This window comes from Actinophytocola algeriensis (assembly GCF_014203735.1).
GTDB lineage: Bacteria > Actinomycetota > Actinomycetes > Mycobacteriales > Pseudonocardiaceae > Actinophytocola > Actinophytocola algeriensis.
Map to the genome: position 1 here is coordinate 207,240 of NZ_JACHJQ010000004.1, position 15,429 is coordinate 222,668.

Annotated in this window: 10 protein-coding genes and 1 pseudogene; 8 read left to right on the forward strand and 3 right to left on the reverse strand. The window is 72.8% G+C overall.

The features are described from left to right. Positions 1 to 74: 74 nt before the first annotated feature. From FHR82_RS18815 to FHR82_RS18835, 5 genes are all read left to right on the forward strand, one after another. The gene (locus FHR82_RS18815; protein WP_184811771.1) at positions 75 to 692 is read left to right on the forward strand and encodes a hypothetical protein; all 618 of its coding nucleotides are present in this window, start codon (positions 75 to 77) and stop codon (positions 690 to 692) included. After that, complete coding sequence (gene cseB, locus FHR82_RS18820) at positions 689 to 1,357, forward strand: two-component system response regulator CseB (protein WP_184811772.1); 669 nt, start codon at positions 689 to 691, stop codon at positions 1,355 to 1,357. The genes FHR82_RS18815 and cseB overlap by 4 nt, the downstream gene beginning before the upstream one ends. After that, positions 1,354 to 2,574, forward strand: coding sequence for a sensor histidine kinase (locus FHR82_RS18825; protein WP_184811773.1), 1,221 nt, complete (start codon positions 1,354 to 1,356; stop codon positions 2,572 to 2,574). Before cseB ends, FHR82_RS18825 begins: the two co-directional genes overlap by 4 nt. Next, on the forward strand, positions 2,571 to 3,086 hold the full coding sequence (locus FHR82_RS18830; protein ID WP_184811774.1) for a DinB family protein: 516 nt from the start codon (positions 2,571 to 2,573) through the stop codon (positions 3,084 to 3,086). Before FHR82_RS18825 ends, FHR82_RS18830 begins: the two co-directional genes overlap by 4 nt. A gap of 133 nt (positions 3,087 to 3,219) precedes the next feature. Continuing rightward, positions 3,220 to 4,869 carry an ABC transporter permease family protein gene (locus tag FHR82_RS18835; protein WP_184811775.1) on the forward strand — a complete coding sequence of 550 codons (1,650 nt, stop codon included), beginning with the start codon at positions 3,220 to 3,222 and terminating at the stop codon, positions 4,867 to 4,869. 58 nt (positions 4,870 to 4,927) lie between these two features. Here FHR82_RS18835 and FHR82_RS18840 read toward each other — a convergent pair whose 3' ends face one another. From FHR82_RS18840 to FHR82_RS18850, 3 genes are read right to left on the reverse strand one after another with little or no spacing between them, the layout of a single operon-like run. Then, positions 4,928 to 9,163: a TIGR02680 family protein gene (locus tag FHR82_RS18840; protein WP_184811776.1), complete on the reverse strand. Its 4,236-nt coding sequence runs from the start codon at positions 9,161 to 9,163 to the stop codon at positions 4,928 to 4,930. After that, on the reverse strand, positions 9,160 to 10,350 hold the full coding sequence (locus FHR82_RS18845) for a TIGR02678 family protein (protein ID WP_184811777.1): 1,191 nt from the start codon (positions 10,348 to 10,350) through the stop codon (positions 9,160 to 9,162). The genes FHR82_RS18840 and FHR82_RS18845 overlap by 4 nt, the downstream gene beginning before the upstream one ends. Then, entirely contained in the window at positions 10,347 to 11,924 is a 1,578-nt protein-coding gene (locus tag FHR82_RS18850) for a TIGR02677 family protein (RefSeq protein WP_311771161.1), read from the reverse strand. Before FHR82_RS18850 ends, FHR82_RS18845 begins: the two co-directional genes overlap by 4 nt. Before the next feature lie 380 nt (positions 11,925 to 12,304). Between FHR82_RS18850 and FHR82_RS47495 the strand changes: the two are divergent. From FHR82_RS47495 to FHR82_RS18860, 3 genes and pseudogenes are all read left to right on the forward strand, one after another. Further along, positions 12,305 to 12,781 (forward strand): annotated as a pseudogene (locus FHR82_RS47495) (AfsR/SARP family transcriptional regulator); the annotation flags it as partial. A gap of 112 nt (positions 12,782 to 12,893) precedes the next feature. Then, positions 12,894 to 14,753, forward strand: a complete 1,860-nt coding sequence (locus FHR82_RS47500; RefSeq protein WP_311771162.1) for an ATP-binding protein — start codon at positions 12,894 to 12,896, stop codon at positions 14,751 to 14,753. Between the two features lie 70 nt (positions 14,754 to 14,823). Further along, positions 14,824 to 15,183: a DUF1761 domain-containing protein gene (locus FHR82_RS18860; protein ID WP_184811778.1), complete on the forward strand. Its 360-nt coding sequence runs from the start codon at positions 14,824 to 14,826 to the stop codon at positions 15,181 to 15,183. Positions 15,184 to 15,429 lie beyond the last annotated feature (246 nt).

Consider the following 15,429-nt stretch of genomic DNA (forward strand, 5'->3'; position numbering starts at 1 on the left):
TGCGCGGCCACGTAACAGCCCGCCGGACCCGTGTGGCCGGGTCACCTCGGGCGTGGTCTCCTGTGCTCAGGCTCATGCGCGGAAGGGAGAACGGGATGCGGCGGCCGGTGGCAGTGCTGTGCGGTCTCGCGCTGCTCTGCGCCGCGGGCTGCGCCGAGCAGGGCGGCGGCGTCGAGATCGCGGGCCGTGCGAGCCAGGTCAGCCCGCCGCCGTCGGCGCCGACGCTGCCCAGCGGCACCCCCAACTCCGCCGACCCGATCGCGATCCTGCGGGCGGATCCGCAGGTCAACCCCAAGATCAAGAACAGCCTGCTGCCGTGCGACGGCGGCCAGTACCCCGCCGACGACCGGTACGTGGACCTCACCGGCGACGGCGAGGCCGAGCTGGTCGTCCTGCTGCTCAACTGCCCCGACGGCATGTTCGCCAAGCAGGGCCTGCCTGGCGAGCCCGGCGCGGCCAGGTACTACTCGGGGTATGCGGCCTACGTGTACGACCTCGCCACGGAACCGCCTGCGCGGCTGCTCGGTGTCGAGGGCGCGGCCATCGACCTCGTGCCGTACACCGGCGAGCACAACGAGCTGGTGCTGATCCGCAGCACGTGGGCCGAGCGGGACGACCCGTGCTGCCCGTCGGACCAGTCGTTGGTGCTGTACCGGTGGAACGGGACGAAACTCGTCGAGGTGCCGAGGTGAGAGTTCTGCTGGTCGAGGACGACGACGTCATCCGGGAGGCGACGCAGCTCGCGTTGGAGCGCAACGGGTTCACGGTCGAGGCGGCCGCCGACGGGCTCACCGGGCTGGCCGCGTTCCGGGAGCGGCCGCCCGACGTCGCGCTGCTCGACATCATGCTGCCCGGCATGAACGGGGTCTCCCTGTGCCGCCAGATCCGCGAGGAGAGCCCCACCCCGGTGATCATGATGTCGGCCAGGGCGGACCCGGTCGACGTCGTGCTGGGCCTGGAGGCGGGCGCGGACGACTACGTGACGAAACCGTTCGACAGCACCGTGCTGGTGGCGCGGATCCGTGCCGTGGTGCGGAGGATGAGCCGCGCGGCCGCGCCCGCGGCGGCCGGGAACACCTTCGGTGAGCTGGAGGTCGACCGCGACGCGCTCGAGGTGCGGCTGAAGGGGCAGCCGGTGGAGCTGACCCCGACCGAGCTGCGGCTGCTGCTGTGCTTCGTCGACTCGCCGGGCACCGTGCTGACCAGGGACGTGCTGCTGGAACAGGTGTGGGACTACCAGTGGGGCGGTGACTCGCGCGTCGTGGACGTCCACGTGCAGCGGCTGCGCGCGAAGATCGGCCAGGACCTGATCGAGACCGTGCGGGGCTTCGGGTACAAGCTGAAGAACGGGGCATGAGGGTCTTCCCGCAGTCGCTGCGGTGGCGGCTGTCCGCGGTGATCGCGCTCGTCAGCGTGGCGCTCGCGGTGGCGCTGTCGCTGCTGGTGCGGTCGGAGTTCAGCCGGGTGCAGCTCGCCGACGCGCGGCGGGTGCAGGACGAGCGGATCCAGCTCGTCGTCCGCGACTACGGGCTGACCGGCCGCGCGGCGCTCGGCGCCCGGCTCGACGCGGCCGACGTGCCCCGCGAGCTGCTCGACGCGGTCGTCGGCGGCCGCCGCGCGACCTACCTGGAGCGGACGACGGCCGGGACGTGGATCTGGGCGGCGGCCGAGACGAACGGGCACGTCCTGTCGCTGCGCAGCACCTACGCCGACCGCGACGAGGCGTCGAAGCAGCTGGACAACGTGCTGATTCTGGGGTCGGCCGCGGTGCTGGTGCTGGCCACCGTGCTCGGCATCGTCCTCGGTGGACGGCTGTCGCGCAGGCTGCGGCACGCCGCGGTCGTGGCGCGCCGGGTGGCCGAGGGCGACGCCATGCTGTCGGTCGGCTTGTCGGTCAGCGCTGAGATCGGTGCCCGCCCCCGGGACGAGACGACCGAGCTGGCACAGGCCGTCGACGCGATGGCGGCGGCGCTGCGGGCCCGGCTGGTGGCCGAGCAGCGCGTGACGGCCGACATCGCGCACGAGCTGCGCACACCGGTGACGGGGCTGGTGACGGCGGCGGAGCTGCTGCCCCCGTCGCGGCCCGCTGAGCTGGTGCGGGACCGGGTGACGGTGCTGCGGTCGCTGGTGGAGGACATCCTGGAGGTGGCCCGGCTCGACGCGGCGACCGAACGGGCGGAGCTGGTGGACGTGCCGCTGGGCGAGTTCGTGTCCCGCCGGGTGCCGTCGGCCGTCGTCACCGGCGCGGAGACGGTCCGCACCGATCCCCGCAGGCTGGAACGGGTGCTGGTGAACCTGATCGACAACGCGGAACGGCACGGCGCGCCGCCGGTGTCGGTGGTGGTCACCGGCACCACGCTCGTCGTCCGCGACCACGGCCCGGGTTTCCCGCAGGAGATCCTCGAGGAGGGACCGAGCCGTTTCCGCACCGCCGACCCCAACCGGTCCGACGGTCACGGGCTCGGACTGACCATCGCGTTGGCGCAGGCACGCGTCCTGTCGGCCGAACTGACACTCGAGAACGCGACCGATGGTGGAGCTGAAGTCCGAGTGGTACTACCGTCTGCGCCGTGAGCGACCGTGAAGAGCTGTTGGCGCAGCTGGAGTTCTACTGGGATCACAACCTGTGGCCGCGCCTGCGCGGGCTCACGGACGAGGAGTACTTCTGGGAGCCGGTCCCGGGTTGCTGGTCCGTGCGCAGGCGTGAGGACGACACGTGGTCGATGGACTGGGAGTGGCCGACGCCCGAGCCGGCTCCGGTCACGACGATCGCCTGGCGCCTTGCGCACATGGGCATACAGACGCTGGGCATCAGAGCCAGCGCGCTGTTCGGTGACGGCTCGCTGACGGTCGAGTCCGTCCGCTGGCCCCGCACCGCGGCGGAGGCGCTGCGCGCACTGGCGACCCACTACGAGCACTGGCGGCGTGGCGTGCGCGCCCACCAGCCGGCGGACGAGGACGCCTTCACCACGCTCATCCTCCACATGAACCGCGAGGTCATCCACTACGGCGCGGAGGTCGTGCTCATGCGTGACCTGTACCGGGCGGCCCGCCGCCCGGCGACGGCGGCCAGTTCGCCCGCCTAGCTCTCCCGCCTGAGCGGATCCCGGCCGGTGCCCGCCGGTCGCCGGAATGTTCCTGCCGTGCCACGGTGTGGGGAACCGGGGGAGCGGGTGCCGCGTCAGCGGGTTGGCAGTCCGGGACAGAGGGAGCAGCGCGATGCAGCCACAGGTGCTTGTCCAGCAGTCGCCGCGGGGGGCGGACGGCGGTGTGGTCGCCAAGGTGGTGGGGGTGCTGCTGCTCCTGCCCGCGGCCGTGCTCACCATCATCACGCTCGTCGTGCCGACGGGGCGGACCGTGGGGACCAGCATGCGGGCCGAGTCGTTTCTCGCCAGGGGTGAGGCGGAGTACGTCGGGTTCGACAACTTCGACGCCGTGGTGGAGGGCGGGTTCTGGTCGGCGCTGGGGTTCGCGGTGTCGCTCGTGTTGCTGCCGATCGTCGTCGCTGTCGTCATCGCGCCGCTGCTTGCGGCTGCCTTCGAGTGGGCAGGCGGCTGGGCCCGGGTGACCGCGCGGGTGGTGCTGTCGCTGGCGATCGTGGTGTTCTCGCCGGTGGCGTTGGCCATCGCCTGGCAGCGGGCGCTTCGGGAGGAACCCGAGCTGCTGGCCGATCCCGACCTGGCCGGTGGCGTCGTGTGGTCGAGTCTGGCGTTCATGACGTTCGGGGTGGTGTGCGCCGTGGGGGTGATGGTCTTCCTGCCCGCCTTCCGCGCCCGGCGCAAGCTCTTCCCGACGCTGTTCACCATCGCGGGGCTGGTCGTGCTGGGGCTGCTGGCGGTCGGGCTGCAGCAGTTCACGGTGCCGTTCGCGATGACCGGGTTCGGGCCGGCGGACGCCACGATGACGCCGGCCGGGATGATGTTCACGACCGCGTTCGCCAACGGGCGAATCGGCGCGGGCGCCGCCGTGGCCACGTTGCTGCTCCTGTTCCTGGCCGTGCTCGGGATCGTCGCGGTGCTCGTCGTCATCCTCACCAGGTTGCGGGTCAGTGTGCGGCCGTGGCGGTCTTCTGGTTCGGGGGCGCCGGTGAACGCCGGTGCGATCGTGGTGGCCGTGCTGGCGTTGGTCGCGGTGCTCGTCGTCGCCTGGATCACGATGGCGCCCTGGTTCGACGCGCTGGGCGGGCCGGAGCCGGAGGGACCGGCCGGGGCGGATGGCCGCACGTGGCCGCCCGCGCTCCTCGCCGCGCTCGTGTCGGTGGGGGTTGCCTACTTCGGTGCCCTCGGGGTCAGCGGGCTGCGGCCGCTGGGCAGGCACAGCGAATGGCTGCTGATGCCGTTCGCGCCGTGGCTGTTCGTCGGGGTGGCGCCGCTGGGCATCGAGTTCTTCAAGTCGCTGCGGGACGAGGGAAAGCTCGACGGCTCCGTGTTCCCGCCGATTCTCGTCAGCCTGGTGTCGCTGCTGGTACTGGCCGTGCTGTGCCGGGGGCAGGCGGAACGCTGGCAGCAGCAGACGGCGGCAGGCGCCCCCGTGGCCGGTTCGTTCTTCCGCACGGTCGTGCTGCCCACGCTGCCGCCCGCGGTGCTCCTCTTCGTGGTGACCGCGTTCCTCAACGCACAGGACCTGTTCTGGGGCCTGCTCACGGCGCAGTCACCGGAGAACGTCACCACACCGATGCTGCTGTTCACCGCGAACGCGGACCTGACCGGGGAGACCTACTCCGTCGCGTCGGCGACTCCGCTGGTGGCGGTCGTGCTCGGGTTCGTCGCCCTGGGCGCCATCCAGGCACTGCACCTGGACCGGATGACCGCGACTGTCGGCAGGGTCGACGACCCTACGGGGCCGATCCGGCTGCCTGTCAGTCAGTGATGGCAGGCAGCTTCGGGGGTGGTGTCTGAAGCTCACGCCGCGGGGCGGAGCTGCTCGTTCATCTCGGGTCGTCGGTCAGGGACTTGCCGGTCCAGATGGCGTGGGTGCACGCGATGCCGCTGCCGCCCTTGGGGCGCAGGACGTCGTAGATGTGCATGCGCGGGATCTTCTCCGACAGGCCCCAGCCGCTGGGCCACGTGATGATCCAGTCCATGTCCAGGTCCACCAGCAGGCCGAGCATCCTGGCGATGGTCGGCTCGTCAAGGCGTTCGAACGCCTCGTCCAGCAGCACCAGGCGTACCGGGGGCTGGTCGGCCGCGGTGCTGACCGCGTCGTAGAACGCCGACGCGGCCGCGAACAGGGTCACGTACGAGATCAGGCGGGTCTCACCCGAGGACAGCTGGCGCATGCGGCGGGTGCGCGGGCTGCCGTCCGGGCCCAGGTCCTTGACCCGCACCGTGAAGCGGTACCACGTGCGGTAGTCCAGCGCCCTGGCGAGGACCTCCGCGTAGTCGCCGGAGTGGCCGTCGCGTTCCGCGGTGATGCGTTCGGTCAGCGCGGTGCGCAGTGCCTCGTCCTGGCCATCGCCGCGTTTCGCGAACGGGGTGCGGATCAGGTGCATGGCCTGGCGCATGTCGTCGTCCAGGTCCGGGGCCGGCTGCCAGTCCAGCTGTACGTGCACGCCCTGGCTCGACCGGGCCACGTCGAGGGTCTTGTTCATGCGGCGGCACAGGTCGTCCGCGACCTCGATCTGGGTGGCGAGCTTGTCGGCCAGGTCGCGCAGCATGAACGCGTCGAAGATCTGCTGGTACTCCTCCGACAACAGATCCCGTTGCGCGGTCAGGCGTTCCGCCACCTCGCGGGCCGCCACCGCCACCGGCTGCGGGCCCTGTGCACCGGTCACCGTGACCGTCAGGATGTCGGCCGACCGCTGGGCGATCACGTCGTGGCTGCCCGCGAGCGTCGACTGGAGGGTCTGCAGGTTGCCAAGGACGGTGTCCTCGCTGACTCCGTCGCGCGGGTGCGCCGTCAGGACCTGGAACGCCTCCGCCAGGTCCGCCGGCATGTCCTCGGAAACCGCGGCGGACCACACGCCGTCCGCTGCCAGCGCGTCGCGGAAGCGTTGCTGGAGAGCGGTTTCCCGTTCGGCCAGCTCCGCGACCTTCGACTGCTTCGTGTCGATCTGCGTCTGTGTCTTGCCCGCCTTCACCCGCGCGGCCGTCGCCTCCTGGCGGATCTCCGGCAGGCGCGTGCGCACCGACGCGCGCTCCTCCTCGGCCGCCGACAGCTCGCGTTCCAGCTGCTCGGCCGCGCCGCCGATGGCGCGGACGCGCTCCTCGTACCCGGCCTGCTCGTTTCGGTAGTCCAGGCACGCGCGGTCCGCGCCCGCCTGCACGTCGGCCAGTTCCGCGTCCACCCGTGCGTGGTTGTCCAGCGACCTGGTGAGGCTGTCCACGCCGCCAAGGCAGCGCTTCGTCAACGCCGTGGCCAGCTGTTCTGCCGTCGTGCGGGCCTCCAGCGCGGAGGCCCTGGCCAGCTGCAGCGACTCGGCCGTCGCGTCCAGACCCGCCGCGCGCGCGTCGGTGAGCAGCGCGTCCTGGCGGGCGCGGTAGCGGTCGCCGGTGCCGGAGTGCTTGTCCCGCAACGAGAACGCCTTGCTGCTCGCGTCGTCCGCCGACGCGGCCGCCGCCCGCAGCGTCACGTGCGCGGCCAGCACCTCGCGGTCGTCAGGGAACTCGTCGGTGTGCCGCTCCCATGCGGCAACGGCCTCCTGCGCGACCGTCAGCGCCTTCACCGCCAGCTCGCGCTCGTCCGCGAGCCGCGCCAGGTCCGACGACAGGTCGCCGATCCGCTTGTGGCGCGCGGTCTCCCGCGCACCAGCGCCGACGAACTCCGCCGCCGGCTTGGTCATCGCACCCGTCAGCACACCCGCGCGCCAGCGGCCGTCCAGGGAGATCGACAGCCCGGCGCCGGTCCGGTCGCCGGCACCGTCCAGGCCGACCCGCGTCAGCACCCGCGTCACCAGGTCCGCCGACACCGGCGAGCCCGGCGGCACCGCGGGGACCAGCACGTCCGACAACGACGGCGACACGGTCGGGCCCGCGACGATCGCCGTCAGGTCCCGCGACGTCGCGCCGGTCGGGCTCGCGGAGCGAGTCGTCGGTTCGGTGCCGCCGGCGGTCACCCACGCGTTCAGCAGGCCGGACGACTCCAGCGCCGCCTCGCAGCCCGCCCGCTCGTCCTCCGACAGCGACGGGGCGAAGTCCACGAGCCGGTAGAACGCGGCCCCCGCCGCCGGGTCACGGTCCACATCGGACACCGGAAGCGCGGGCTCCGGGTCGACACCGGCCCGCAGCGCGTTCAGCTCGTCCTCGGCCCCGGCCATCCGCCGGTCCAGGTCGTCGACGCCGCGGGACGCCCGGTCCACGTCCGCGTGCAGCACCGGCAGCCGCCCGCGCAGCCACGCCGCCGCCCGCTCGGTCGCGCCACGGGCCGCGTCCACGTCGGCCGCCAGCTCGGCGAACGCGGGCGGCACCAGCTCCTCCGCACGCTCGAGCGTGGCGAGGGGACCGGCCGACGACCACTGCAGCACCGCCGCGTGCCAGGTCGCCGCCACGTCCTCGAGCCGTTGCGCGGCCTCGTTGCGCCGCCCGACCGACTCGGTCGCCTCCAGCTGCGCCTCGCGGGCCTCCCGCTGCAGCCGCTCCACCTCGGACCGCTCGGAGTCCAGCTCACGGGCCCGTTCCAGCAGCGTCAGCGTGACCGCGCACCGCTCCCGCAGCGCCGCCACCGCCTCCGCGGCCTGCGCGCCCGCACCCTCCAGCGCGGCACGCAGCGAGTGCGGCTGCAGGTCCGGCGGGGTGCGGCGGGTCGCCTCCTCGGGCTCCGCCTCGGGGTCCAGCGACAGGCGCACGAACTCGTGCACCTCCGTCGCCGCCGCCTCCGGCACCGCCGGGACCTGCGGGCACAGGCGCGGGTCCAGCCCGGCCTCCCGCATCCGGGACCGCACCGAGTCGGACAGCTCGGCGGCCTGGTTGGTGTCGTCGACGAACCGGGCCAGCTCGGACACGACCGAGTCGACGAGCTGCTCGGTGTGCTCGCGCTGGGTGCGCAGCTGCTTGAGCGCGCTCACCGCCGCCTGCCGCGCCGAGGACACGACCCGCTTGCGGTCGGCCAGGTCCCGGACGCTGTCGTAGGCGGGGCTGCTCTTCAGCGAGTCGATCTTCGACTCGAGCGTCAGCTCCTGCTCCTCCAGCTGCGCGACCGCGACCTCGGCCTTCTCGGCCGACGCCTCCTCGTCCCGCAGCCGCACCACGAGCTTCGTGATCTCGTTGCGTGCGGCGGAAAGCTCCTTGCTCGCGTCGACGCCGCGCTTGCCCGCCGACCGCAGCGAGCTGTACGCGTAACCCGCGTAGCTGGACAGGAAGCGCTGCAAGGCGGTGTCGGCCGCGCCCAGCGTGCGGATGTTGTCGCGGATGGACTCCAGGTCCTCGAACGACCGCGCCAGCTGCTCGACCACGGCCGGGTCCAGCGGCGGCAGCGAGTCGGACAGGATCTGCTCCAGCTGCCCTTCGAGGACCTTCAGCCCGACGTCCGGGTTGCGCAGGGTCCGTTGCAGGTGCAGGAGATCGGCGTACCGGACGGCCGGGATGCCGTACACCAGCTCGGCGATCTTCGCGCGGAACGGTTCCTCGTCGTGCAGGCAGTCGGCGCCGAGCAGGTCGCGCAGCTGGGTCGGGCCGACCGGGGTGCCGTCGAAGACCAGCTGGAAGTCGTCGGCGTCGTTGCCGACGCGCCGGTCGGTGACGAACCGCCACGAGTCGCCGATCTGCTGCGAGTTGGCGGACGCCTTGATGCCGATGCCGGAGGTCAGGAACTCCTCCGTGACACCGGCAGGACCGGTCACCTCCCGGCGCAGCTCGATCCACGCGTACCCGATGCGGTTGGGGCCGCCGGTGTAGTCGTCGAGCATGAGTCGCCGCATGCTGACCGTGTCGTAGCCCTTGGAGCCGATCTGGCGCAGGTCGCCGTCGAGGCACAGCGGCAGCAGCAGCTCGAGCGTGCGGGACTTGCCGGAACCGTTGGTGCCCTGGAAGATCGCGCGGCCGCCGGAGAGGTCGAACTCCTCGACCGCGTACTGCCAGACGTTGACGATGCCGCCGCGGTGCAGCTTCCAGCGGGTGCAGCCCGCCTCCCCGGATTTGAAAGTGTTGGTCGCGTCGGGAAGCGGGCCCGCGGTTTTGGTCACGTTCTCGTGGCTGATTTGCGTCACGTTCCCCTGAGGTGCGGTCATCGAGTCTTCCCCTCATGATCAAACAATGACCAGCCAGGTTCTGGTTCCGGCACGGGCTCCTCGTCCTGCTTCGGTGCCCCGTCCGGCTCCGGCGCCCACCGGTGCGCCGCCGGGCTGAGCAGCCAGGCACCGCCCGTGTCGTCCGCCGGTTTCGCCAACCCCAGTGACAGCAGCAGGTGCAGGACGTCGTCGACCAGCTTCGGGATGCTCGCCACCATCAGCTTCGACCAGGCGGCGGGGTAGGCGTCGACCAGCTCGTCACAGACCGTCGTGACGCGCTCGACCGGTACCGCCACCCAACCATCCCGCACCTCACCGGACGACAGCAGGTCCGGCAACGCGAGCAGCGCCACCCGCGCGACCGTCGACTGGCCGGGGAAGGACACGTCGGTCAGGTAGTCCTCGGGGTCGGTGACCGCGATGCCCTCGCGGCGGACCTCGGCGACCAGCCCGAAGCACCGCTCGATCAGCCGCGACTCCTGACGCGCGCGTTTGCGCAGCCAGGCGGCCTCGTCGTCGGTGAGGTCGGCGTAGTGGGTGACCGGGTTCTCGACGAGCCTGCGGCGCAGCGCGTGCTCGATCCCGCGAGGACCGGGGCGGGCGGCGAGCGTGATCAGCTCGGTCGGCGTGGTCGCGACACCCAGCGGGCCCGCGACGAGCTGGCCGAGCAGCGTCGTGTCGATCGTGAGGAGCGCTTCGTCCTCGCCGGTGACCGTGCCCTCGGTCTCGGTGAGCACGCCGAGCGACACGAGGTGGCGCAGCGCGGACGCGATCGCGCGCAGCTCGCCGAGGTCGTCGGACACCTCGATGCCGGCGTCCGCCGCGGCCGAGCGGATGTCGGTGACCAGGCGGGACAGGAGCGTCTGCTGCCCGACACCGGTGAGGGAGGCGAGGGTGAGGGCCAGGTAGGCGTAGCCGCGCGGGGTGAGCGTGGCCTCGCCGCGGGTCGCGTCGTGGCCGGGGCCGGACTTGTAGAGGCGGGCGAACCGGCGCTCCACGACGAGCCGGTAGCCGAGGACACCCGCGAAGAGTTCGGACAGGACCGCGCGGTGGCGGTAGATCAGCGGCAGCAGCTCGCTCTCCGGGCCGCCGGTGCGCAGCAGCGGGCGACGCAGGAGGACGCGGGCGCACCGCACCGCGTCGGCCTGGTCGATCTCACTGAGCCGCTCGAGTACCTCGGTGTTCATGTGATGCCCGTGCTGAACTCGACGGCGGTGTTCTGCAGTTCGAGCACGCCGCCGTCGGTGTGGATGACGGCCGTCCCGCCCTTCTCGGGCCGCAGTTTCAGCGTCAGGCCGCCGACGGGGTCGATGGCCTCGCCCGGGTCGGAGGCGCGTTCGCGCTGGGCCATCGCGTCGGTGAGCAGGCCGCACAGGGTGCCCAGCGCGTCGGCGGACAGGGTCACCTGGTCGAGCCGTCCGCCTGCCTCCTCCGCCAGCACGGCCAGTTCGGCGACGGCGGCCGTGTGCCGGGCGTCGGCGTTGCGGGCCTCGGCGAGCAGCTGCTCGCGGCCGAGCGGGTTGTCGAGGATGCGGGACGTGCGGCCGCGGGTGCGCTCGCCCCGGCCGCGCACGGTGACCAGCACGTCGACGACCGGCCCGTCGGCCCACGGGGTCTGCTCGTCGTCGCCGTCGTGCTCGGGCGCGGGGGCGATGTGGCGGGCCGAGTGCAACCCGAACGCGGCGGCGGCCAGCGTGTGCGCCTGGTCGGGGGTGGACTCGTCGAACCACGCGGCGAGCTGGAGGAGCTCCGCCCGGCGCCCTGGTTCCGGCCCGCCGCCGGAGGTGGCGCGCTTGACGGTGGCCAGCAGCGTGCCGATGGCCCGGGCCGTGGCTTCGCGCAGCGCCGTGACCTGCGACGGGCGGCCGGGCCGGTCGACGAACCAGTCGGTCAGCTCCCGCCAGTCGGCGGCGGCGCGACCGCGGGCGCGCTCGACGTCCCGGCCCAGCGAGCCGGACGGGGTGAGCAGGCGCAGCAGGTGGCGGGTGGCCCCGGCGAACTCGTCGCGGGTGAGGATCTCGGCGATGGCGGGCGTGTAGCGCAGCACGTCCTCGACCACCATCTGGATGTACTCGACGAGCAGGTTGCGGAAGCCGGAGATCTCGGCGGAGGCCATCTGGTAGCGGGTGACGACCTGGCCGAGGTAGGCGTAGAAGTCGCGGACCGTCGCGGCCAGCTCGCCGTGCTGCAGGAACAACGTCGTGACCTGCTCGGCCATCCGCTCGACGGCTTTCTGGGCGGTGTCGGAGCCGGGATCGCGCGCGTGCTCGTGGGCGGCGCGGGAGAGGCGGACCAGGAGCTCGTCGAGGCCCGCGGCGATGGCGGGCAGCAGCTCGCGGGAGACCTCGCGGGCGCCCTCGGTGGTGCGCAGCAGCTCGTCGACGTCGCGCTGGACGCGGACACCCAGCTTGCTGACCTGGTACCGCACGCTGCCGTGCTGGAACTCGGCGATGGAGGAGGCGACGACTTCCCGTCGGCCCGCGACCAGGTTCCCCCACTCGACGAGCTGCTTGAGCCGGGTGATCACGTTCTCGACCCGCGACTCCCCGGTCGCGATGTCGCCGCGGCGCTCGGCAGGGGACAGCGCGGCCGACACCTCACCCGCGGACAGGTCCGCGAGCAACGTCGACGCGAACAGCCGCATGATCCACAGATAGGTGCGCCGGTGCTCGCGCGCGTCCAGGTAGGCGTACAGCTTGAGCCGGCGCGCCTCGTCCGCCGCCAGGTCGGCCGCAGCGTCCGAAGACGGTTCCGATGACACGGTCGGTCACCCTACCCGCGCTCCCCGGCGATGCCGGGCGACGTGCCCCACCCGGCCGGGGGACCCGCGCGGCACGCCAGGGTGGGCCGGGCGTGGCACGCGCGGCCCACCACACGATCAGCAACGGCCGACGCGGCTCGTGATGGCGTCCGTCCCCCAGCCGTCGGCGTCCAGCGCGTCGTACAGGCGGACCACGTACTGCTGGCCCTCCGGGCAGCTGTCGTCGAACACCCGGATGTCGACCGGGTCACCGAGGAAGCAGCCGTTGCCGCAGGGGGACGCGACTCGCGCCGGCTGCCGGGCGGATGCAGGCGATCCTGCTGGGTGTCCTTCTCGCACGCGTGAACACCACCGTGCCCGTGGACGTCCTGATCGAGGCCATGTGGGGCACACCGGACCCCCGCGGCGCGCAGCGCCTGCAGCTCCACGTGCACCGCCTGCGCCGCGCGCTCGACGACCCCGACCGGCTCGCCTTCCACGCCGACGGCTACCGGCTGCGGGCCGACGTCGACGAGGTGGACGCGACCCGGTTCGAACGGCTCGTGTCCGACGGGGGGTCCTCGGCGCTGCGGGAAGCGCTCGAGCTGTGGCAGGGCGACCCGTACCAGGGGCTGGACGTCCCCCTGCTCACCGACGAGGCCGCCCGCCTGTCGCAGCGGCGGCTCGCCGCCGAGGAGGACCGCCACGCCGCCGAGCTGGCCGAGGGCCGGGCCGCCTCGGTCGTCGGCCAGCTCGCCGAGCTGGTCCGCGCCCACCCGCTGCGGGAACGGGCGCACCTGCTGCACGTCACCGCCCTGTACGAGGTCGGAAGGCGGGCAGAAGCGCTCGCCGCCTACCGCGCGGCGCGGGACGTGCTCGTCGTCGAGCTGGGGGTGGAGCCCGGGTTCGAGCTGAGGGCGCTGGAGGCACGCGTGCTCGCCGGGGGAGCCCGTCAGCACCCCGGTCGGGCCCGCGCAGCTGCCGAAGGACGTGCCCTCGTTCGTCGGCAGGGACGACGTCCTGGCGTTCATGGACGACACCTGGGCCAGGCGCGCCGGGCCGGTGGTCATCGCGGGCACGGCCGGGGTCGGCAAGACCGCGCTCGCCGTCCGCTGGGCGCACCGCAACAAGGACGCCTTCCCGGACGGGCAGTTGTACGTGGACCTGCACGGGTTCGGGCCGGGCCTGCCGCTCGAGCCGGAGGAGGTGCTCGCCGGGTTCCTCCGCGCGTTCGGGGTGCCGGGTGCCGCCACGCCGACCGGCCCGGTCGAGCGGGCCGCGCGGTTCCGGTCACTGGTGCACGACCGGAAAGTCCTCGTGGTGCTGGACAACGCACAGGTGCGGCCGCTCCTGCCGGGCGGGCGGGACTGCCTCGTGGTTATCACGAGCCGCGACTCGCTGGCCGGGCTCGTCGCCCGCGACGGTGCCACGCGGGCGGACCTGGACCGGCTTGCGCCCGCCGACGCGCTGGACCTGGTGCGCCGTCTGCTCGGCGCGCGTGTGGACGCCGAGCACGCCGCGGTCGTCGAGCTGGTCGACCGGTGCGCGCGGCTGCCGCTCGCGTTGCGGATCGCGGCGGAGGCGGTCGGCATCCGGGCCGGGCTGCGGGTCACCGACGTGGTCGCCGACCTCGACCTGGACGTGCTCGACGCGACCGGCGACCCCGACACCGACATCCGTGCCGTGTTCTCGTGGTCCCACCGCCACCTCGACGACAGCTCCGCGCGCCTGTTCCGCCTCATGGGCCGCCACCCGTGGGACGCGTCGCCGGACGCGCTCGCGGCGCTGGCCGGGTTCGACGGCCGGACCACGCGGCGCGCGCTGGCGTCGCTGGCGCGGGCGCACCTCGTCGAGGAGGCCGCGGGCGGCCGGTTCGGCATGCACGACCTGCTGCGCGCGTACGCGGCCGAGCAGCAGGAGCCCGACGACGGGGCGAGGCGGCGGCTGTTCGCGTGGTACGTGCGGACCGCGGCGGCGGCCAGGAAGGCGGTCGTGCCGCAGGTCCCGCCGATCCCGCTGACCGGCGTGCCAGACGGCGGCGGCGACTTCCCGGACGCGGCGGAACGGCCGGTGCTGGTGGCGCTGGTGCTGAGCGGCTCCGACGACGACCTGGCGTGGCGGCTCGCCGCCATACTGCTGACGTACTTCAACATCGGCCGGTACTGGGGCGACTGGCTCACCACGCACGAGGCCGCGCTGGCGGCCGCGCGCCGCGAGGGCTCTGAGCTGGGCGAGGCCGTGGCGCTCAACGGACTCGGCGTCGTCCACGACGACCTCCTGCACGACGACGAGGCGGTCGACTGCCACCTCCGGGCCGCGACACTGTTCGCGCGGCTGGGGCAGACGCACTTCGCCGCGTGGAACCTCAACAACCTCGGTGTCGTGTACGACCGGCTCGGCCGCTTCGACGACGCCGTCGCCATGCACCACGAGGCCCTCGAGCTGTTCAGCCAGGTCGGCGACGAACGCGGGGTCGGCTACAGCCTCAACAACGTCGGCGACGTGCTCCGGCAACGCGGCGAGTACGCGGAGGCGGAGACGAACCTGTTGCGGGCACTGGCGCTGCAGACCGAGATGCGTGAGGTCGACGGGCTGCGTTACACCTACGCCCACCTCGCCGACCTGTACTCGGACATGGGCAGGCACGCTGATGCCCGCGAGTGGTACGACAAGGGCGTCGCGGCCAGCCTCGCCGCGGGTGACCGCTGGCTCGCGGCCACGATGCTCACCCGCCTCGCCGCGCTGGACCACGAGCCGGGCGCCTGTGTGCGCCAGGCGCACGCGCTGTTCGACGAGGTCGGCGACACCGAGTCCGCGGCCGAGGTCCGGGAGCTGCTGGGAGCGGGCTGACGTGGTGGCCGCGGCGATGTCGAAATCTCCCGGCCGGCTTCTACCTCTTGGTAGACGAGAGGAGAGCAAGATGAACTGGCTGGCCGTCGTGGTGGCTGTGGTGTCGGCGTTCGTGGTGAGTTCGGTGTACTACTCGGTGGCCGGGCACGAGGCGGGGGACGGGACGCGGCCCGCGCCGTGGCAGGTCCTCGCCGAGCTGGGTCGCAGCGCACTGGTGGTGATCATGCTCGCCGTGCTGGTGGCCCGCATGGATCTGGGGTTCGGTGGCGCGGTCCTGCTCGGGCTCGCGGCGTGGGTCGCGTTCCCGTTCGTGTTGCTGTCGGGGTCGGTCATGTGGGACAAGGTCGCGGTGCGGGTGGCCGCCACCCACGCGGGCGACTGGCTGCTGAAACTGCTGGTTGTCACCGCGATCGTGGGGCTCTGGCGGTGAGTTCCTGCCCCGGCGCGATGAAGGGGCCCTTCGTAACACCCGGCGCGATGAAGGACCCCTTCGTTGTGCTCACAGTGATGAAGGACCCCTTCGTAACGTCCGGCGTGATGAAGGACCCCTTCGTTGTGCTCACAGTGATGAAGGGGCCCTTCGTAACGTCCGGTGTGATGAAGGACCCCTTCATCACACCGGGCCGCGTCCAGAGACCTGCCCCTCCGGCGAGGAGCCCCCGGAGGGCACACCCAC

What these genes read in the sequence shown, in the direction of transcription:
- FHR82_RS18815 (WP_184811771.1), top strand. Translation starts at nt 75, where the DNA reads ATGCGCGGAAGGGAGAACGGGATGCGGCGGCCGGTGGCAGTGCTGTGC.
- FHR82_RS18825 (WP_184811773.1), top strand. Translation starts at nt 1,354, where the DNA reads ATGAGGGTCTTCCCGCAGTCGCTGCGGTGGCGGCTGTCCGCGGTGATC.
- FHR82_RS18835 (WP_184811775.1), top strand. Translation starts at nt 3,220, where the DNA reads ATGCAGCCACAGGTGCTTGTCCAGCAGTCGCCGCGGGGGGCGGACGGC.
- FHR82_RS18840 (WP_184811776.1), bottom strand. Translation starts at nt 9,163, where the DNA reads ATGACCGCACCTCAGGGGAACGTGACGCAAATCAGCCACGAGAACGTG.
- FHR82_RS18845 (WP_184811777.1), bottom strand. Translation starts at nt 10,350, where the DNA reads ATGAACACCGAGGTACTCGAGCGGCTCAGTGAGATCGACCAGGCCGAC.
- FHR82_RS18860 (WP_184811778.1), top strand. Translation starts at nt 14,824, where the DNA reads ATGAACTGGCTGGCCGTCGTGGTGGCTGTGGTGTCGGCGTTCGTGGTG.